The following is a 17,734-nucleotide window of genomic DNA, read 5'->3' on the forward strand; positions in this document are numbered from 1 at the left end:
CGACCGCACCGCCGTCTGAGATCTGAGGAACACGTGCGCCGACTTGCCGGCCTGCTTGTCGTACCCCTTCTGCTGCTGTCGACAGCAGCCTGTGGCGACAGCGGCTCCGACTCTGCCGAGATGAAGAACGGGGCGCCCGCGATCACCAAGGGTGCCAAGTTCGGTGAGACCCCGACCCTGTCGAAGGGCAAGGGGGACCCGCCGAAGGAACTGAAGGTCGTGACCGTCAGCGAGGGCGACGGCCCGGTGCTGAAGAAGGGCGATGTCGCCCAGGTCAACTACCTCGGCCAGGTCTGGGACGGCAAGGAGCCGTTCGACCAGAGCTTCGGCAAGGGCAAGCCGTTCGAGGTGACCATCGGTGCCGGAATGGTCATCAAGGGCTGGGACCAGGGCCTTGAGGGCAAGAAGGTCGGCAGCCGTCTGGAGCTGGTGATCCCGCCGGACCTCGGTTACGGCGACAAGGGCTCCGGCGACAAGATCAAGCCGAACGCCACGCTGGTCTTCGTCGTGGACATCGTCAAGGGCACCTCGGTCCCGGCCTCGGCCAAGGGCAAGGAGGTCGCGCAGGACGACAAGGACCTGCCGAAGATCGGTACGAACACGGACGGCAAGGAAGTCTCCGTGACCGTTCCGAAGGACGTGACGCCGCCGGCGAAGCTGGTCTCGAACTACGTGCTGGAGAGCGACGGCGCGCCCGTCAAGGACACCGACAGCGTCGTGGTCAAGTTCAACGGCAAGACGTGGAAGGACGACAAGACCTTCGAAAGCACGTACGCCACGGACCAGACGGTGACCTGGCCGATGGACCAGCTCTCGGTCAAGGGGCTCAAGGAAGGCCTGGTCGGCAAGAAGGTCGGCAGCCGGATCCTCCTGGTCATCCCGCCGGACCAGGGCTTCGGCGACAAGGAGACGGGCACCATCCCGGCGAACTCGACGCTGGTCTTCAGCCTCGACATCCTCGCCGTGATGTAAGACTGTCCGGGTTGACCTGATTCAGTTTTGAGGAGCAGTTCCGTGAGCAACCAGCTCGAGAAGCCCGAGATCGACTTCCCCGACTTCCCGGTCCCGGCCGACCTGGTCGTCGAGGACATCTGGGAGGGCGACGGACCCGTGGCCGAGGCCGGCAAGAAGGTCTCCGTCCACTACGTGGGCGTGTCCTATTCCACCGGTGAGGAGTTCGACGCCTCCTGGAACCGCGGCGCCCCGCTGCAGTTCATCCTGGGCATCGGCCAGGTCATCCCCGGCTGGGACCAGGGCGTCCAGGGCATGAAGGTCGGCGGCCGGCGCAAGCTGGTCATCCCGGCCCACCTGGCGTACGGCGACAACAGCCCGACCCCCGCGATCAAGCCGGGCGAGACGCTGATCTTCGTCTGCGACCTGATGGGCGTCTGATCCGACGACCTGTGACCGGTAAAGGGGCCCCCGCCGTCAGGCGGGGGCCCTCGCTTTTGCCGGGGCCCGCCGGGGCGGTACGGTCAACGGTCACGGGGCGTGTTCTGCGTGCCGTGGGTGCAACGTGTGGGCGGAGAAGGGCGGAAGGGCGTCGATGGCGATTGCCAAGGCCGAGCGGCTGATGAATCTGGCGCTGTGTCTGCTGGGGACCCGCCGGCCGCTCAGCAAGCGCGAGCTGCGCGGTTCCATCGAGGCGTACATGGAAGCCGGCAACGACGAGTCGTTCAACCGCATGTTCGAGCGGGACAAGGACGATCTGCGTGAACTCGGCCTGGTCATCGAGACGGTGGAGAACCTGGAGGGCGAGACCGGCTACCTCGCCCGCCGCGACAGCAACCGGCTGCCGCCCGTCTCCCTCGACGCCGAGGAGGCAGCGGCCCTCGGGCTCGCGGCCAAGGTCTGGCAGCAGGCCCGCCTCGCCGGAGCCGCCAGCGGGGCCCTGCAGAAGCTGCGCGCGGGCGGGATGCCCGAGGCGGGGGACCCGTACGAAGGCCAGCACAGTGCCATCGAGCCGCGCATCCCGGTCCACGAGGCGGCTTTCGAGCCGCTGATGCTGGCCTGCCGCGACCGCCGGCCGGTGGTCTTCGACTACCGCAAGTCCACCGCCGCGCGCCCCGAGACCCGCCAGGTGGAGCCGTGGGCGCTGGAGTGCTGGCGCGGCCACTGGTACCTGGCCGGATACGACCGCGACCGCGGGGCGGAGCGCGTGTTCCGGCTGTCCCGGATCACCGGCAAGGTCAAGTCCCGGTCGGCCAAGTACACCGCCGAGGTGCCGGACGTGGTCACCGTACGGGAGACCGTGGCGAGCTGGGCCGGGGAGAGCGCGGACCGCTCCGCGCTGATCCGGCTGCGGAGCGGCGCCGGGTACCCGCTGCGGGCCAAGGCCACCGCCGTGCGCGAGGGCGGGGACGGCTGGGACGAGCTGGAGATCCCGTACGGGCACGGGCTCGACGCCTGGCTCGTCGAGTTCGGGCCGGACGTGGTGGTCGTGGAACCCGCCGACCTGAGGGCGGACGTCGTGGACCGGCTGCGCGCCGTGGCCGCGGGCTGAGGCCGCCGCCCCGGCGGACCGGACGGGCCCGGTCCGCCCCGTCCGCCGGCCGATCCGCCGCACCGACCGCACCACCGCACCGTCCGCAAGACGTGCCCTGAGGGGGAGACGTACCAGCATGGCTGCCAACGCCATCGACCAGACCCGCCGGATGCTGTCCCTGGTGACGTACCTGCGCGAGCGCCCCGGGGCGCACGTCGCCGACGTCGCCCGCGCCTTCGGGATCACCGAGGACGAGCTGATCTCGGACCTCGACGTGCTGCCCATGTGCGGGACCAGCTTCCGCGGCGGGGACCTGCTCGACATCGACACCGACGGGGAGCGCATCTGGTGGCGCAACCCCGACGCCTCGGGGGAATCCACCGCCGAGCCGCTGCGCCTGGCCGCCGACGAGGCGACCGCGCTGCTGGTCGCCGCCCGCGCCGTGGCCACCCTGCCGGGGCTGCGCGAAAGCGACCGGGACGCCCTGCTGCGGGCCACCGCGAAGCTGGAGGCGGCCGCGGGAGAGGCGGCCGGGGCCAGCTCCCGGCTGTCGGTCACCTTCGAATCGGAGGGCGGGGTCTTCGCCGACGTCGACCGGGCCATCGCGGAGCGCCGGCGTCTGTGGCTGCGCTACTACTCGCCCGCCCGGGACGAGCTGACCGAGCGCAAGGTCGACCCGATCCGGCTCTTCGCGGTGGGCCACACCTACATGGAGGGCTGGTGCCACCTCTCCGAGGCCCGGCGCACCTTCCGCCTCGACCGGGTCGCCGAGATCCGGCTGCTGGACGAGCGGGCCGAGCCGCCCGCCATCGAGCCGCGCGATCTGTCCGAGGGGCTCGTCCAGCCGGCCGCGGAGGACCCGGAGGTCGTGGTCGAGGTGGGGCCGGGCGGCCGCTGGGTCGCCGAGTACTACCCGCACGACAGCGCCGAGGAGCTGTCCGACGGCGGCCTGCGGATCACGCTGCGCAGCCCGGACCCGGCCTCGCTGCGACGGCTCGCGCTGCGGCTGGGCCGCGAGGGCCGGATCGTGGCGCCCGCGGAGCTGGCCGGCAGTGCGCGGCAGGCGGCGCGGGAGGCGCTGGCCGGCTACGGGGAACAGGGCTGAAGAAGCGGTACGAGCAGGGCTGGGCAAGGGGAGGCGGCGGGGCCGGGCGGTACGGGCCCCCTGCCGCATGGGAGCCGCGCCGTCCGCCAGGGACGGGACGGTCTGAGGGGAGCGCCGAGCGATGTCGCCAATGTCCGGGTCACGGAAGGTGCAGGCCGCGGCGGGGCCGCCGGTCTCCTTCAAAGCCGCCTGTTCGGACTGCCGGGCCCGCTTCGAACTGGACGCGGGGGCCCTGCGGCTGGTGATCGGCGGGAGCCGGCGCACCACGTTCTACTCGTTCACCTGTCCCGCCTGCGGAGCCTCGGTGCGCAAACCGGCCGGTGAGCGCATCGTGGAACTGCTGACCGGCGGCGGCGTGAGCACCCTGCGCAGCGTCTGAGGAGGCCGGTGGCCTAGGCTCGACCCATGCTGTGGCCGATGCTCGCAATCGCCCTGGGTTTCCTCGGGCTCGCCGTTCTCGCCGTCCTCGCCGTACGGGTCTTCGTGGAGGTGCGGCGGCTGGCCGGCCAGGTCGAGCTGGCCAGCCGGCGGATCGCGGACGCCTCGGGGGACCTGGAGCGCGCGGCGGGCGACCTGGCGCGTGCGGGCGGCGCCGCCCGACCGTGAAACCGGTACAACCCGCTACAAGTCACAGCATCGTGACCCGGCACATCTCTGGAAAGTGCGGGTCGGGACCCGTACCGTCGGTCCCAGCCGCACGCAAGGCGGGATACCCCCGGGGATTGCCGGGCGTTAACCCCCGGGGGTTACGATCCTTGCCTGGGTGGTCACGGATCAGCATCCGAGGCCGCCGACCCCACAACCAGCCGTTTCGGTGAGAAGGAAGTCAGACATGATCGGCAATCTGAAGCCTCTTGAGATCCTCCTGATCATCGCCGTGATCTTCCTGCTGTTCGGTGCCAAGAAGCTCCCCGACATGGCGCGCTCCCTCGGCAAGTCGGCCCGCATCCTCAAGAGCGAGGCCAAGGCCATGAAGGCGGAGAGCGCCGCGGAGGACAACGCCACCGCCGCGACGGTCGCCGACCAGGCCCCGCAGCAGGCCGCCGCCCCGCGCACCATCAAGGCCGCCCCCGGCGACGTGACCAGCTCGCGTCCGGTCAGCGAGCCGAACCACACCGCCCAGGGCTGATCGCCCGGCCGCCGGGCTGACCGCCCGCGGCCCGGATCACGCCGGTCATCTGCAACGAGACAAGGGACGTGGGTTGCTCAAGTCTGCCCGCAAGCAGGAGAAGCAAGGCAAGCAGGGCAAGGACGCCGAAGGGCGGATGCCTCTTGTCGAGCACCTGCGTGAGCTGAGAAACCGCCTGCTGAAGTCGGTCCTGGCGATCCTCGTGATCACCATCGTGGCGGCGTTCTACTACAAGGACCTGATCGACTTCATGCTGAAGCCGATGCTGGACTCCGTCGGCTGTACCAACGGGGTGGTCTCGCAGCGCAACGGCCGGCCCTGCGCCGACATGACCGTGAACGGCCTCATCGCCCCGTTCTCGATCGCCCTCAAGGTTTCGCTCACCGCCGGTGTGGTGCTCTCGGCGCCGGTGTGGCTCTACCAGCTGTGGGCCTTCGTCGCCCCGGGCCTGCACAACCACGAGAAGCGCTACGCGGTCGGTTTCGTGGCCGTCGGCGCTCCGCTGTTCGCCGCCGGCGGGGTGCTCGCCTACAAGCTGCTGCCGCAGACGGCGACGATCCTCCTCGAATTCACCCCGGACAACGCGCGCAACCTGCTGCCGGTCGACGACTACCTCGACCTGGTCACGCGCATGGTCATCGTCTTCGGCCTCGCCTTCGAGCTGCCGCTGCTGCTGATCCTCCTCAACTTCACCGGAGTCCTGACCGCGAAGCGGCTGGCGAGCTGGTGGCGGGCCATGGTGCTGGGCATCACGATCTTCGCCGCGTTCGCCACGCCCACCGGCGACCCGCTGACCATGATCTCGCTGGCCGCGCCGATCGTCGCCCTCTACTTCATCGCCCTCGGGATCTGCCTGGTCAACGACCGAAGGCGGCGCCGCGGCAACCCGGACGCGCTGCTCGACGACGACGAGGCCTCCGAGCTGGACCTCACGCCCGCGCCGATCGGCGAGATGGAGCCCGTCCAGGCCCCGACCGCCCTGCCCGAGCAGGCTGACGGCGGCCGCCGGCAGATCAACGGTTACGACGACGCGACCTGACAGGTACATTCCCCGGGTGAGTGCTGAGATCACCCTCTTCGTCAATCCCACCGCGGGACGCGGCCGGGGCGCGCACGCCGCGCAGCCGGCCGCTTCCGCGCTCCGGGCCGCCGGGTTCTCCGTACGGACGGTGCTCGGCGCCGATGCCGCGGACGCACTGTCGCGGCTGCGCGCCGCCGTCCGGGAGGGCACCGGGGCGGTGATCGCCGTCGGCGGCGACGGCGTGGTCTCCCTGGCCCTGCAGGCGCTGGCCGGGACGCTGGTGCCGCTCGGGGTGGTCGCCGCGGGCACCGGGAACGATTTCGCGCGGGCCATGGGGCTGCCCGTACGGGAGCCCGCCCGGGCGGGGCGGCTGGCCGCCGAGGCGCTCAAGGAGGGCCGGATCCGCGAGGTCGACCTCGGCCGGCTGGCGGCGGCCCCCGGGCGGGCGGAGGCCTGGTACGGGACCGTGCTGTGCTCCGGCTTCGATTCACGGGTCAACGACCGCGGCAACCGGATGCGGCTCCCGGCCGGCCGGTTCAAGTACGACCTGGCGATCCTGGCGGAGCTGGCCTCCTTCCGGCCGTTCCCGTACCGGATCACCCTCGACGACGGCCCGGTGATCGAGACCGAGGCCACGCTGGTGGCCGTCGGCAACAGCTCCTCGTACGGCGGGGGCATGCGCATCTGCGCGGACGCCGTCCCGGACGACGGGCTCTTCGACGTCGTGGTCGTGGGCGACTGCAGCCGGACCACCCTGCTGAAGGTGTTTCCGCAGGTCTACAAGGGGACGCACCTCGGCCACCCGAAGGTGACCGTCCACCGGGCCGCGAAGGTCACGCTGGAGGCCGCCGGGATCACCGCGTACGCCGACGGCGAGCCGCTGGGAGCGCTGCCGGTGACCGCGCGGTGCGTCCCCGGGGCCCTGCGGCTTCTGGTGTAGCGGCGGCCGCGCGGTCCGTATAAATGATCGCGACTGTTGTCAGGGGCGGCGGGTAGGCTCGAAGACAAGATGACCGAAGAACTCTCACCGGCGGAGCGGTACGCCGCTGCCCGGATCCGCGCCGCCGAAGAAGCCACCGCGCTGGCCCCCTTCCGCGAGATGTACGAATTCGACCTGGACGCGTACCAGGTCGAGGCCTGCAAGGCACTGGAGGCCGGCAAGGGCGTCCTCGTCGCCGCCCCGACCGGCTCGGGCAAGACGATCGTCGGCGAGTTCGCCGTGCACCTCGCCCTCGGCCAGGGCCGCAAGTGCTTCTACACGACGCCCATCAAGGCCCTGTCGAACCAGAAGTACGCCGACCTCGTCAAGCGCTACGGCGCCGACAAGGTGGGCCTGCTGACCGGTGACAACAGCGTCAACTCCGAGGCGCCCGTGGTCGTGATGACCACCGAGGTGCTCCGCAACATGCTCTACGCGGGCTCGCAGTCGCTGCGCGGCCTCGGCTACGTCGTGATGGACGAGGTGCACTACCTCTCCGACCGGTTCCGCGGAGCCGTCTGGGAGGAAGTGATCATCCACCTCCCCGAGTCGGTCACGCTGGTGTCCCTGTCGGCCACCGTGTCCAACGCCGAGGAGTTCGGCGACTGGCTCGACACCGTGCGCGGCGACACCGAGGTGATCGTCTCCGAGGAGCGGCCCGTCCCGCTGTGGCAGCACGTCATGGCCGGCCGCAGGATCTACGACCTCTTCGAGGAGGAGTCCGACCACGGAGGCCGCGGTTCCGCGCGCCGGGAGGTCAACCCCGACCTGCTGCGCATGGCGCGCGAGGAGAACACCCGTACGTACAGTCCGAAGGACCGGCGGCGCGGCAAGATGGTCCGCGAGGCCGACCGCGAGCGCGAGCGGCGCTCCCGCGGCCGGATCTGGACCCCGAGCCGGCCCGAGGTCATCGCCCGGCTCGACGGCGACGGGCTGCTGCCCGCCATCAACTTCATCTTCAGCCGGGCCGGCTGCGAGGCCGCCGTCCAGCAGTGCCTGTTCGCGGGCCTGCGGCTCAACGACGACACGGCCCGCCTGAGGGTGCGTGAGATCGTCGAGGAGCGGACCGCCTCCATCCCCGCCGAGGACCTGCACGTCCTCGGGTACTACGAGTGGCTGGAAGGCCTGGAGCGGGGCATCGCCGCGCACCACGCCGGCATGCTGCCCACCTTCAAGGAGGTCGTGGAGGAGCTGTTCGTCCGCGGCCTGGTCAAGGCCGTCTTCGCCACCGAGACCCTGGCGCTGGGCATCAACATGCCCGCGCGCACGGTGATCCTGGAGAAGCTGGTCAAGTGGAACGGCGAGCAGCACGCCGACATCACCCCCGGCGAGTACACGCAGCTCACCGGCCGGGCCGGGCGGCGCGGCATCGACGTCGAGGGCCACGCCGTGGTGCTGTGGCAGCGCGGCATGGACCCGGCGGGGCTCGCCGGGCTCGCGGGCACCCGTACGTATCCGCTGCGCTCCAGCTTCAAGCCCTCCTACAACATGGCCGTGAACCTGGTCAGCCAGTTCGGGCGGCACCGCTCGCGCGAACTGCTGGAGACCTCCTTCGCGCAGTTCCAGGCCGACCGCTCGGTCGTCGGGATCTCCCGGCAGGTGCAGCGCAACGAGGAGGGCCTGGAGGGCTACCGGGAGGGCATGACCTGCCACCTCGGAAACTTCGAGGAGTACGCGCAGCTGCGCCGCGACCTCAAGGACCGCGAGACCGACCTGGCCAAGCAGGGCGCGGCCCAGCGCCGGGTGCAGGCGGCCAGTTCGCTGGAGAAGCTCAAGCCGGGCGACATCATCCACGTGCCGACCGGCAAGTTCGCCGGGCTCGCCCTCGTCCTGGACCCGGGCGTGCCGGCCGGGCGGGTCAACGGGCACCGCGGGTACGAGTACGCCGAGGGCCCGCGCCCGCTGGTGCTGACCGCGGAGCGGCAGGTCAAGCGGCTCGCCGCGATCGACTTCCCGGTCCCGGTCGAGGCCATCGAGCGGATGCGGATCCCCAAGACGTTCAACGCGCGCTCGCCGCAGTCCCGTCGGGACCTGGCCTCCCAACTGCGGTCCAAGGCCGGGCACATCGCGCCGGAGCGGCGCGGGCGGGGCCGGGCCGCGGCCGCCGACGACCGCGAGATCGCCCGGCTGCGCGCCGAGCTGCGGGCGCACCCCTGCCACGGCTGCGACGAGCGGGAGGACCACGCCCGCTGGGCGGAGCGCTACCACCGGCTCAAGCGGGACACCCAGCAGCTGGAGCGGCGGATCGAGGGCCGGACGAACACGATCGCCCGCACCTTCGACCGGATCCACGCGCTGCTCACCGAGCTGGACTACCTGCGCGAGGACGAGGTCACCGTGCACGGCAAGCGGCTCGCCCGGCTGTACGGGGAGCTGGACCTGCTGGCGTCGGAGTGCCTGCGCGAGGGCGTCTGGGAAGGGCTCTCCCCGGCGGAACTGGCGGCCTGCGTCTCGGCGCTGGTGTTCGAGGCGCGGCAGTCCGACGACGCGGTGGCGCCGAAGGTGCCGGGCGGCGCGGCCAAGGCCGCGCTGGGCGAGATGGTCCGGATCTGGGGCCGCCTCGACGCGCTGGAGGAGGAGCACCGCATCAACCAGGCGGAGGGCGTGGGCCAGCGCGAGCCGGACCTCGGCTTCGCGTGGGCGGCCTACCAGTGGGCCTCCGACAAGAGCCTGGACGAGGTGCTGCGGGAGGCGGAGATGCCGGCCGGCGACTTCGTGCGCTGGTGCAAGCAGGTCATCGACGTGCTGGGGCAGATCGCGGCCGCGGCCCCCTCGGCCTCCGGTGACAGCGGGAGCACCGTGGCCCGCAACGCCCGCAAGGCCGTCGACGCGCTGCTGCGCGGCGTGGTGGCCTACAGCTCGGTCGGCTGACGGCTGACGGCTGACGGCTGTCGGTCTAGAGGTCCTCGGGGCCCCCGGGACCCCGCCATCCGGCGAGGTCCTCCCAGGCCCCGAGGCTCAGGCCGCTCTCGAAGCGGCGCTGGACCCCGGTGACCGGGTCGGTGAACGACACCGTACGGGCCAGGAGCTGGAGCGGCCTGCGGTAGTCGTCCGGGGCCGGATCGGTGACCCGCGGGTAGAGCGGGTCGCCCAGGATGGGCAGACCGAGGCCGTTCATGTGCACCCGCAGCTGGTGGGTGCGGCCGGTGTGCGGGGTCAGCCGGTAGCGGCCCAGCTCCCCTTTGGTGTCGAGGAGTTCGACCAGGCTCTCCGCGTTGGGCTCGGCGCCGGGGACCTCGGCCGCGGCCATCACCCCGCGGGTCTTCTCGATGTGGCTGCGGACGGTGCGCGGGAGTTCGACCGCCGGATCGTGGCGGGCCAGGGCCTCGTACCGCTTGAGCACGCGCCGCTCCTGGAACAGCAGCTGGTACGGGCCGCGGTCCTCGGGGCGGATGCTGAACATCACCAGTCCGGCGGTCAGCCGGTCCAGCCGGTGCGCCGGGCTGAGCTCGGGCAGCCCGAGCTCGGTGCGCAGCCGGGCCAGGGCGGTCTGCGTGATGTGGCTGCCGCGCGGGGTGGTGGCGAGGAAGTGCGGCTTGTCCACGACGAGCAGGTGCGCGTCGCGGTGGACGACGCGGATCGGGAACGGCACCACGGGCTCCGGCTCCATGTCCCGGTGGAACCACAGGTAGGCGCCCGGCTCGTACGGGTCCTTCGGACTCAGGACCCGCCCGCCGGGGCCGAACACCCGCCCGGCGCCGAGCAGGTGCGCGATGGACTCGGCGCCGCGGGTGCCGGCGTAGCGCGCGGCGAGGTAGCCGCCGAGATCGGGCCAGCGTCCGTCGGGGTCGGCGGGCAGCCGCAGCCGGACGGGGTCGATGCCGTCGACCTGGGGCAGGGGCGAGGGGGGTGCCTGGGTTCTGCGTCTCATCGGGTCCAGGCTATGTGCCGGTGGCTACTGCTTGGTGAAGGTGCCCAGGTGGTTGGCGTCCAGGTACTCGATGCGGACCGTACCGTCCTTGAAGACCACCCCGGTGCGGCCGACGGCGTTCTCGCCGGTGGTCACGTAGCTGAAGGTGTCCCCGTCGTAGTGGGTGAGCGGGAAGCGCATCGGCTTCGGGCCGAGGGAGAGGGTGAGACCGCCCTTGCCGCCCGTGTCCGCCGTCACGGTCAGCTTCCCGTAGTAGGGGCTCACGTAGGTGCCGGTGTACGCGCTGTCGGCGCGGGCTGGCTTGGCGCCCGCGGGCGGGTGCGCGTAGTCGGTGGCGGAGCGGCCGGTGTCGAGGGCCTGGGCGTACAGCTGGGCGAAGAGGGGGAGCCACTCGGTGGTCGGTTTGCCGTGCTCGGCGGTGTCGAAGAAGTCCATCGCGATGGCGTCGGCGACGCCGACCGGGGCGCCGTTGGTGAGGACGACGATGCCGAGCTTCTCCAGCGGGAGCATCGTGACGTTGGTGTTGGCGCCGAGTTCGAAGGCGCCGCTGTGGCTCAGGCGCAGCCGGCCGGCGTCGTCGTACGAGACGTTCCAGCCGAGCCCGTAGAAGCCGGTGTGGTCCAGGGGCGGGGTCGGGGGCTGCGACAGGATCTGCGGGAGGTGGGTGGTGGCGAGGGTGTCGGCGGGGATGATCCGCTTCCCGTCGAGGGTGCCGCCGGACAGTTGGAGGCGCAGCCAGCGGGCCATGTCGGTGGCGGTGGAGCTCACGCCGCCGGCCGGGGCCTGGGCGTCGGGGTCGCGCACGAAGCGGGGCGACCAGGTGCCGTCCGGGTTCTTGACGTGGGTGGCGGCGTGGTCGGGGGCGTCGGCGAAGGCCGAGAACCGGGTGCTGGTGCGGGTCATCCCGGCGGGCTTGAACAGTACGTCCTGGTTGAGCTTCTCCCAGGTCGTGCCGTGCTGCCGGGCGACGGCCTCGGCGGCCGCGGTGAGGCCGAAGTTGGTGTAGGCGTAGCTGGCGCGGAACGGGGAGAGGGGCTCCAGGCGCAGGTGGTCGAGGATGTACGCCTGGTCGTAGCCGAGGTCTTCGAGGAGGTCCCCGGCGTGGTCGGGGAGGCCGCTGCGGTGCGAGAACAGGTCGGCGGTGGTGACGTGGCCGGTGACCCAGGGGTCCTTCAGGGCGAAGCCGGGGAGTTCGGTGCGGCGGTCCCAGTCGGCAGGGTCCTTCAGGGTGCCCGCCACCACCGTGGAGGAGACCGGCTTGGAGAGCGAGGCGATCTGGAAGACGGTGTCGGGGCCGATGGCGCCGGGCGCGTCGGCGCGCCGGACGCCGAAGCCCTTGAGGTAGACGACCTTGTCGTCGTGGACGACGGCCACGGCGGCCCCGGGGACTCCGGTGCTGCGCATGGCGTCGGTGATGAACCCGGGCAGGCGCTTCAGCGCGGCGTCCACTTCCGCGTCGGTGATCTGGGGCTTCGGCGCGGGCGGTGGGCTGGGCGCGGCGGCGGCGCCGGTCGCGGCCGTCGCGGCGAAGACGACGGCGGCCCCGGCCGCAACGAGCATGCGGAGCGTGCGCATGGAGACATTGTCACGCCGAACGGGTGACCCCGCCCTGCGGGGGCGGGGCGGGGCGGCCCGGTGCGGTCAGGCCGCGGATTCCTGCTCGGCCAGGACCCTGGCGTTCCAGTCGCGCTTGATCGCCCGCCAGCCCTCGTCGGTCTCGCCGAGGCGCCAGTAACCGGAGATCGACAGGCGCTCCTTGGGGATGCCCCGCTCCAGACGCAGGTGGCTGCGGAGGTCCTTCACGAAACCCGCCTCGCCGTGCACGAAGGCGTGGACGTCGCGGGAGGGGAACTCCAGCGACTTGACCGCCTCGACGAGTTTTTCGCCGACCGGGCCGGAACCGCGGTGCAGCCAGACCGGGACGACGCCGTCCGGGGTGGCGACCTTCTGCTCGTCGTCCGGGCCCTCGACCTCGACGAACGCGCGCACCCGCGCGCCCACCGGCATCTGCTCCATCGCGGCCGCGATGGCCGGCAGGGCGCTCTCGTCGCCCACCAGCAGGTGCCAGTCGGCCGCCGGATCCGGAGCGTAGGCGCCGCCGGGCCCGAGGAAGCGGACGAGTTCACCCGGCTGGACGCGGGCCGCCCAGGGGCCGGCCAGCCCCTCGTCCCCGTGGACGACGAAGTCGAGCGACAGCTCCAGGTGCACCGGGTCCCACGCGCGGACCGTGTACGCCCGCTGGCGCGGCCAGGCGTCCCGCGCGTACTCGGCGCGGATCCGGTCCAGGTCCCACGGCGAGGGGTAGGTGACGCCTTCGGGGGCGAACAGGAGTTTGATGTAGTGGTCCGTGAACTCGCCCGCACTGAACCGGACCAGTCCGGCGCCGCCCAGCACGACGCGCACCATGTGCGGCGTCAGCCGCTCTGTGCGCACGACGACTGCGGTGCCGATGTTGCGGGCGCGTCCTTCTGCCACGGCGTCTCCTGTTGCTCCCCTGAAACTTAGGATTACCTAAGTTAGCACCTCAAGGGTGCAGCGCGCTGCTGAGGCGCGACACGGCTCCGCCCAGACCCCACCGGTGCGCCAGCGCTCCGACGAGTTCCGGCTGCGCCGGCGCCGCGGGAAGGGCCGGGTCGAACTCCGGAAGGGGGACGTCCGAAGCCACCTGGACCACCTTCGGGGCCACCGCCAGATACGGCCGGGATTCGTCCAGCCGCTTGCGCTGCGTGGGCGTCAGCTTCGACTTCGGGTCGTCGATCGCCGCGATGATCCCGGCCAGCGAGCCGTACGCGTCCAGCAGCTTCGCCGCCGTCTTCTCGCCGATCCCCGGCACCCCGGGCAGCCCGTCGCTCGGGTCCCCCCGCAGCAGCGCCAGGTCCGCGTACCCCGAGCCGTCCACCCCGTACTTCTCGCGCAGCCAGGCCTCGTCCGTCAGCTGGAGCGTGCCGACGCCCTTGAGCGGGTACAGCACGCGCCGCTGCCGGGCGTCGTCGACCAGCTGGTACAGGTCCCGGTCGCCGGTGACGATGTCCACGGGGCCCGTGGCGCGTGCCGTGAGCGTGCCGATCACGTCGTCGGCCTCGTACCCGGCGACGCCCACGCGGGCGATCCCGAACGCGTCCAGCGCCGCCTCGATGATCGGCACCTGCGGGGACAGGGTGTCGGGGGTCTCCTCCACGTCCGGACCGCTCTCGGTCTCCTCGGCGACCCGGTGCGCCTTGTACGAGGGGATCAGCTCCACCCGCCACGCCGGACGCCAGTCGGCGTCCATGCACGCCACCAGATCGTCGGGGCGGTGGTCCTGGACGAGGCGCCCGATGAAGTCGAGCAGCCCGCGCACCGCGTTGACCGGGGTGCCGTCCGGGGCCTTCACGGAGTCCGGTACGCCGAAGTACGCGCGGTAGTAGAGGGAGGCGGTGTCCAGCAGCATCAGGCGTCGAGTCGTCGTCACGGTGACGATGATGCCGCACCCCGGGCGGGCGCCCGCAGCCGACGGTTACGCCCGGGGGCACGGAAAGTGGCCGCAAGAGCGATCGGAAATGGCACGGGAGTTTCACCCGGGGCGTACCCTTGTCGGCTCTTGCACGCGAAACCGGGGGCGGTTGCTGCGTAAGGTGCTTACAGCACTCCGATGTGCGCCGGACGCCGACGTACGCCGACGGACCAGACAAGGGGAGGGCAGCCCCGCCATGGACGACAGGGACGGCTCGGACGACAAGGAACGGGACAAGGACGCCAAGGAACCGCTCCGGGTGGGCGTGGCCGTGCGCAAGCGGCGCCGGGCGCTCCACCTGACCCTCGCCGCGGTATCGGCGCGCAGCGGTCTGTCGGTGCCCTTCCTCAGCCAGATAGAGAACGAACGGGCCCGCCCCAGCATGCGCTCCCTGGAACGGGTCGCGGACGCGCTGGAGACCACGGCCGTCGAACTGCTGGCCGCCTCCGACACCGCGCGCACGGTCGACCTCGTACGGGCCGGCGACGACTCCGGGCTCACGCCGCTCCCCGGCGTGCGTCCCCTCGTACGCGGGCACCACCAGCTGCACGCGCTGGAGTTCACCGGGGACCAGGACGCGGGCCGCGAGTACCAGCACCGCAACGACGAGCTGATGTACGTGGTCTCGGGCGCCTGCCAGGTGGAGGCCGAGGGGCGGGCGTACCGGCTGGAGAGCGGGGACGCGCTGTTCCTGTCCGGCGGTGTGCGCCACCGCTGGCGGGCCGTCTCCGAGGACACCCGGCTCCTGGTCGTGGCGGTCGGCGAGCACATCCACGCGACCTCCGAGCCGCCCTCTCCCGGGCAGTGAGCCGCACCCGTCCGCGCGTCGTCTCGCTCGTGCCCTCGCTGACCGAGGCGGTGGCCGTGAGCGCTCCCGGGCTGCTCGTCGGGGTGACCGACTGGTGCACGCACCCCGGCGACCTCGACGGGCGCGGCGCGGTGCGCGTCGGGGGTACGAAGAACCCCGACGTGGAGCGGATCACGGCGCTGCGCCCCGACCTGGTGATCGCCAACGAGGAGGAGAACCGGGCCCCGGACCTGGCGGCGCTGCGCGCGGCCGGGGTGGAGGTGCTGGTCACCGAGGTGCGGGAGCTGCCGCAGGCGCTGACCGAGCTGTCCCGGGTGCTGGTGGGGGCCCTGGGGCTGACGCGGCCGCGGTGGCTGGACGAGGCGGAGTCCGCCTGGGCGGCCGTGGAGCCCCTCGGCTCCCTGACGGCGTTCGTGCCGATCTGGCGGCGGCCCTGGATGGTGCTCGGCCGGGACACGTTCGCCGGCGACCTCCTCGCCCGGCTGGGGATCCGCAACGCCTACGCGGACGACCCCGAGCGGTATCCGAAGGTGCCGCTCGCCGAGCTGGCGGCGAGCGGCTGCGATCTGGTGGTGCTTCCCGACGAGCCGTACGCCTTCGGCGCGGAGGACGGCCCGGAGGCCTTCCCGGGCCTCCCGGCCGCCCTGGTGAGCGGACGCCACCTGACCTGGTACGGACCCTCGCTGGCCGAGGCCCCGGCCGTCCTGTCGGAGGCGATCAGGCGGTCTTCGGCAGCAGCCGGCCGCTGAACAGCCCGCGCAGGGTGTGGAAGGCGGCCACGAGCCAGGCGGTGACCAGCCCGAGGAAGAGGGCGGCGGCGAGCCAGGCGAAGGCGTCGAGACCGGTGTGGCGGGCCAGGCCCGCGGCTCCGGTGACGCAGGTGCCGATGGGGAAGGTCAGCGCCCACCAGGTCATCGCGAACCCCATGCCGCCCCGGGCCGCCCGCAGCAGCATCGCGGCCGCGAGGGCCAGCCACAGCAGGGCGAACCCCATCACCGGCACTCCGTAGACGACCGCGAAGGCGCCGAGGGCGTGGGCGTAAGGGGCGTCGATGGCGCCGGGCGCCACGTCGGCCAGCTGGTTGACGGCGGTGGTGGACTGCCCGAGGGGGCCCAGCACCAGGAACAGCGCCGGGGTCAGGGCCAGGGGCAGGGGACCGTTCAGGATCAGCCGCCCGAAGATCAGGGGCAGCATCAGCAGGATCGCCATCAGGCTCATGCCGAACATGGCGTAGCAGGCCAGCAGCAGCGCCTCGCGGGGCTGGCCCGCGGGCAGGTGGGGTATCAGCAGGGGGCCCAGGGCGGCGGAGACCATCGGGGCGACCAGGGGCAGCAGCCACACGGGGGTGGCCTGCGCCGCCTCGACCTTGTGCCGGACCACCATCAGGTAGGGCACCACCACGGCCATGATCAGGCCGATCGCGGTGCCGGCGGTGAAGAGCACGGCGTCGGCGGCGACGGCGGCGGGTACGCCGATGAGGTCCTTGCCGACGATCAGCGTGCCGCCGCCGACGGCCAGCAGGGCCATCGACAGGCATCCGTAGAAGGGGGCCACGGCGGGGTCGAGGAGATGGGCGCGGGCCTGGTCGCGGTGGTGCAGCCAGTGTCCGGCGCGGGCGGTGAGCAGCAGGGCGAGGGCCACCGCGGACAGTGCCCAGACGATCTGGCAGGCCACGCGCTGGCCGGGCACCTGGTACGGGAGGGTCGCGCCGGCGTTGGCGATGATCGCCGTGCCCATGACGGAGGCGTACCAGTTGGGGCCGAGGTGACGGAGCGCCGGGAAGGCCTTGTGGGTCCGGGGCGCGAGGGGGGTGACGGTGCTGGGTCGCACGGTGGTGGTGACCATGGATACAGCGTCGTCCCAGGTGGAAGGGGGTGGCAGAGGGCATCCTCCTATGAGGTCATAAACTGATGTTATGGCTGATGAGGAGACGGTCCCGCTGGCGCACCGCGTACCGGACCTGGGCGCGCTGGAACTGCTGCTCGCGGTGGCCCGGGTGGGGAGCCTGAGCGGCGCCGCACGGCACCTGGGCATCACCCAGCCGGCGGCGAGCAGCCGGATCCGGGCGATGGAGACCCGGCTCGGGGTGGCCCTCGTCGACCGCTCCCCGCGGGGCTCGACCCTGACGGCCGAGGGGGCGCTCGTCACGGACTGGGCCCGCCGGGTGGTGGAGGCGGCCGAGGCCTTCGACGCGGGCGCGCAGGCGCTGCGGGGCCGCCGCGACTCGCGGCTGCGGGTGGCGGCCAGCATGACCATCGCGGAGTACCTGCTGCCCGGCTGGCTGATCGCCCTGCGCGGGGAGCGCCCGGACACGGCGGTCTCCCTGCACGCGGGGAACTCGGCGGACGTGGCCCAGCGGGTGCTCACCCACGAGGCGGACCTCGGCTTCGTGGAGGGGCTGCGGGTGCCGGAAGGCCTGGACTCGGCCGTCATCGCCCAGGACCGCCTGGTGGTGGCGGTGGCCCCGACGCACCCGTGGGCTCGGCGCTCGAAGGGGGTCGAGGCGGCGGAACTGGCCGCGGCCCCGCTGATCCTGCGGGAGCGGGGCTCGGGCACCCGCCAGGTCCTGGACGCCGCGCTCGCCCCGTCCGGAGGTCTGGCGGCGCCCCTGCTGGAACTGGCCTCGACCACGGCGGTGAAGGCGGCCGCGCTGAGCGGTGCGGGGCCGTGCGTCCTTTCGGAGCTGGCGCTGGTCGACGAGCTGGCGGGCCGCCGCCTGGTCGAGGTCCCGGTGCCGGGCGCCGCGCTGGGCCGGGCCCTGCGCGCGGTCTGGCCGTCGGGCGCCCGCCCGGCTGGCCCGGCGCGGGACCTGCTGTCGCTGACCCGGCGGCGTCCGTAGGCCG

At 72.5% G+C, this 17,734-nt stretch carries 18 protein-coding genes; 13 read left to right on the forward strand and 5 right to left on the reverse strand.

The features are described from left to right. Positions 1 to 33: 33 nt before the first annotated feature. From ACFYXV_RS21000 to ACFYXV_RS21045, 10 genes are all read left to right on the forward strand, one after another. Positions 34 to 972, forward strand: a complete 939-nt coding sequence (locus tag ACFYXV_RS21000; RefSeq protein WP_383341488.1) for an FKBP-type peptidyl-prolyl cis-trans isomerase — start codon at positions 34 to 36, stop codon at positions 970 to 972. 42 nt (positions 973 to 1,014) lie between these two features. Continuing rightward, complete coding sequence (locus tag ACFYXV_RS21005; RefSeq protein WP_385474166.1) at positions 1,015 to 1,392, forward strand: FKBP-type peptidyl-prolyl cis-trans isomerase; 378 nt, start codon at positions 1,015 to 1,017, stop codon at positions 1,390 to 1,392. 154 nt (positions 1,393 to 1,546) lie between these two features. Continuing rightward, positions 1,547 to 2,503 carry a WYL domain-containing protein gene (locus ACFYXV_RS21010; protein WP_359166016.1) on the forward strand — a complete coding sequence of 319 codons (957 nt, stop codon included), beginning with the start codon at positions 1,547 to 1,549 and terminating at the stop codon, positions 2,501 to 2,503. A 118-nt stretch (positions 2,504 to 2,621) separates the two neighbouring features. Beyond that, entirely contained in the window at positions 2,622 to 3,590 is a 969-nt protein-coding gene (locus ACFYXV_RS21015; protein WP_385474168.1) for a helix-turn-helix transcriptional regulator, read from the forward strand. A 130-nt stretch (positions 3,591 to 3,720) separates the two neighbouring features. After that, positions 3,721 to 3,969 carry a hypothetical protein gene (locus ACFYXV_RS21020; protein ID WP_376011342.1) on the forward strand — a complete coding sequence of 83 codons (249 nt, stop codon included), beginning with the start codon at positions 3,721 to 3,723 and terminating at the stop codon, positions 3,967 to 3,969. 26 nt (positions 3,970 to 3,995) lie between these two features. Next, a complete protein-coding gene (locus tag ACFYXV_RS21025) occupies positions 3,996 to 4,196 on the forward strand; it encodes a hypothetical protein (protein WP_383492925.1) in 201 nt (66 codons plus the stop codon). Between the two features lie 226 nt (positions 4,197 to 4,422). Beyond that, positions 4,423 to 4,719, forward strand: a complete 297-nt coding sequence (gene tatA, locus ACFYXV_RS21030) for a Sec-independent protein translocase subunit TatA (protein WP_383341504.1) — start codon at positions 4,423 to 4,425, stop codon at positions 4,717 to 4,719. A 73-nt stretch (positions 4,720 to 4,792) separates the two neighbouring features. Beyond that, positions 4,793 to 5,758, forward strand: a complete 966-nt coding sequence (tatC, locus tag ACFYXV_RS21035; protein WP_385474171.1) for a twin-arginine translocase subunit TatC — start codon at positions 4,793 to 4,795, stop codon at positions 5,756 to 5,758. Positions 5,759 to 5,774: 16 nt separating this feature from the next. Continuing rightward, the gene (locus ACFYXV_RS21040) at positions 5,775 to 6,680 is read left to right on the forward strand and encodes a diacylglycerol kinase (protein ID WP_385474173.1); all 906 of its coding nucleotides are present in this window, start codon (positions 5,775 to 5,777) and stop codon (positions 6,678 to 6,680) included. Positions 6,681 to 6,749: 69 nt separating this feature from the next. Then, on the forward strand, positions 6,750 to 9,590 hold the full coding sequence (locus ACFYXV_RS21045; protein ID WP_389383732.1) for a DEAD/DEAH box helicase: 2,841 nt from the start codon (positions 6,750 to 6,752) through the stop codon (positions 9,588 to 9,590). Between the two features lie 25 nt (positions 9,591 to 9,615). Here the strand turns inward: ACFYXV_RS21045 and ACFYXV_RS21050 are convergent, their stop codons facing one another. The 4 genes from ACFYXV_RS21050 to ACFYXV_RS21065 all read right to left on the reverse strand — a co-directional run bounded on the left by ACFYXV_RS21050 (position 9,616) and on the right by ACFYXV_RS21065 (position 14,020). Then, on the reverse strand, positions 9,616 to 10,590 hold the full coding sequence (locus tag ACFYXV_RS21050) for a pseudouridine synthase (protein ID WP_389383733.1): 975 nt from the start codon (positions 10,588 to 10,590) through the stop codon (positions 9,616 to 9,618). A gap of 24 nt (positions 10,591 to 10,614) precedes the next feature. Next, a complete protein-coding gene (locus ACFYXV_RS21055; protein WP_389383734.1) occupies positions 10,615 to 12,165 on the reverse strand; it encodes a serine hydrolase in 1,551 nt (516 codons plus the stop codon). A gap of 66 nt (positions 12,166 to 12,231) precedes the next feature. Then, positions 12,232 to 13,065: a siderophore-interacting protein gene (locus ACFYXV_RS21060; protein ID WP_385474181.1), complete on the reverse strand. Its 834-nt coding sequence runs from the start codon at positions 13,063 to 13,065 to the stop codon at positions 12,232 to 12,234. 49 nt (positions 13,066 to 13,114) lie between these two features. Beyond that, on the reverse strand, positions 13,115 to 14,020 hold the full coding sequence (locus ACFYXV_RS21065; RefSeq protein ID WP_385474200.1) for a 5'-3' exonuclease H3TH domain-containing protein: 906 nt from the start codon (positions 14,018 to 14,020) through the stop codon (positions 13,115 to 13,117). Between the two features lie 259 nt (positions 14,021 to 14,279). Between ACFYXV_RS21065 and ACFYXV_RS21070 the strand changes: the two genes are divergently transcribed. Continuing rightward, the gene (locus ACFYXV_RS21070) at positions 14,280 to 14,891 is read left to right on the forward strand and encodes a helix-turn-helix domain-containing protein (protein ID WP_383341523.1); all 612 of its coding nucleotides are present in this window, start codon (positions 14,280 to 14,282) and stop codon (positions 14,889 to 14,891) included. Continuing rightward, a complete protein-coding gene (locus ACFYXV_RS21075) occupies positions 14,888 to 15,640 on the forward strand; it encodes a helical backbone metal receptor (RefSeq protein WP_389383735.1) in 753 nt (250 codons plus the stop codon). The genes ACFYXV_RS21070 and ACFYXV_RS21075 overlap by 4 nt, the downstream gene beginning before the upstream one ends. Here the strand turns inward: ACFYXV_RS21075 and ACFYXV_RS21080 are convergent. Beyond that, the gene (locus ACFYXV_RS21080) at positions 15,609 to 16,736 is read right to left on the reverse strand and encodes a TDT family transporter (protein ID WP_385474184.1); all 1,128 of its coding nucleotides are present in this window, start codon (positions 16,734 to 16,736) and stop codon (positions 15,609 to 15,611) included. The genes ACFYXV_RS21075 and ACFYXV_RS21080 overlap by 32 nt on opposite strands. A gap of 70 nt (positions 16,737 to 16,806) precedes the next feature. Between ACFYXV_RS21080 and ACFYXV_RS21085 the strand changes: the two genes are divergently transcribed. Continuing rightward, positions 16,807 to 17,730 carry a LysR family transcriptional regulator gene (locus ACFYXV_RS21085; protein WP_385474186.1) on the forward strand — a complete coding sequence of 308 codons (924 nt, stop codon included), beginning with the start codon at positions 16,807 to 16,809 and terminating at the stop codon, positions 17,728 to 17,730. Positions 17,731 to 17,734 lie beyond the last annotated feature (4 nt).

The organism is Streptomyces sp. NPDC002181, assembly GCF_042890485.1.
Classification (GTDB): Bacteria; Actinomycetota; Actinomycetes; order Streptomycetales; family Streptomycetaceae; genus Streptomyces.

Coding starts and splice junctions, on each gene's coding strand:
- ACFYXV_RS21085 (WP_385474186.1), top strand. CDS start 16,807: ATGGCTGATGAGGAGACGGTCCCGCTGGCGCACCGCGTACCGGACCTG.
- ACFYXV_RS21015 (WP_385474168.1), top strand. CDS start 2,622: ATGGCTGCCAACGCCATCGACCAGACCCGCCGGATGCTGTCCCTGGTG.
- ACFYXV_RS21020 (WP_376011342.1), top strand. CDS start 3,721: ATGTCCGGGTCACGGAAGGTGCAGGCCGCGGCGGGGCCGCCGGTCTCC.
- ACFYXV_RS21045 (WP_389383732.1), top strand. CDS start 6,750: ATGACCGAAGAACTCTCACCGGCGGAGCGGTACGCCGCTGCCCGGATC.
- ACFYXV_RS21055 (WP_389383734.1), bottom strand. CDS start 12,165: ATGCGCACGCTCCGCATGCTCGTTGCGGCCGGGGCCGCCGTCGTCTTC.
- ACFYXV_RS21070 (WP_383341523.1), top strand. CDS start 14,280: ATGGACGACAGGGACGGCTCGGACGACAAGGAACGGGACAAGGACGCC.
- tatA (WP_383341504.1), top strand. CDS start 4,423: ATGATCGGCAATCTGAAGCCTCTTGAGATCCTCCTGATCATCGCCGTG.
- ACFYXV_RS21050 (WP_389383733.1), bottom strand. CDS start 10,590: ATGAGACGCAGAACCCAGGCACCCCCCTCGCCCCTGCCCCAGGTCGAC.
- ACFYXV_RS21010 (WP_359166016.1), top strand. CDS start 1,547: ATGGCGATTGCCAAGGCCGAGCGGCTGATGAATCTGGCGCTGTGTCTG.
- ACFYXV_RS21065 (WP_385474200.1), bottom strand. CDS start 14,020: ATGCTGCTGGACACCGCCTCCCTCTACTACCGCGCGTACTTCGGCGTA.
- ACFYXV_RS21025 (WP_383492925.1), top strand. CDS start 3,996: ATGCTGTGGCCGATGCTCGCAATCGCCCTGGGTTTCCTCGGGCTCGCC.
- ACFYXV_RS21080 (WP_385474184.1), bottom strand. CDS start 16,736: ATGGTCACCACCACCGTGCGACCCAGCACCGTCACCCCCCTCGCGCCC.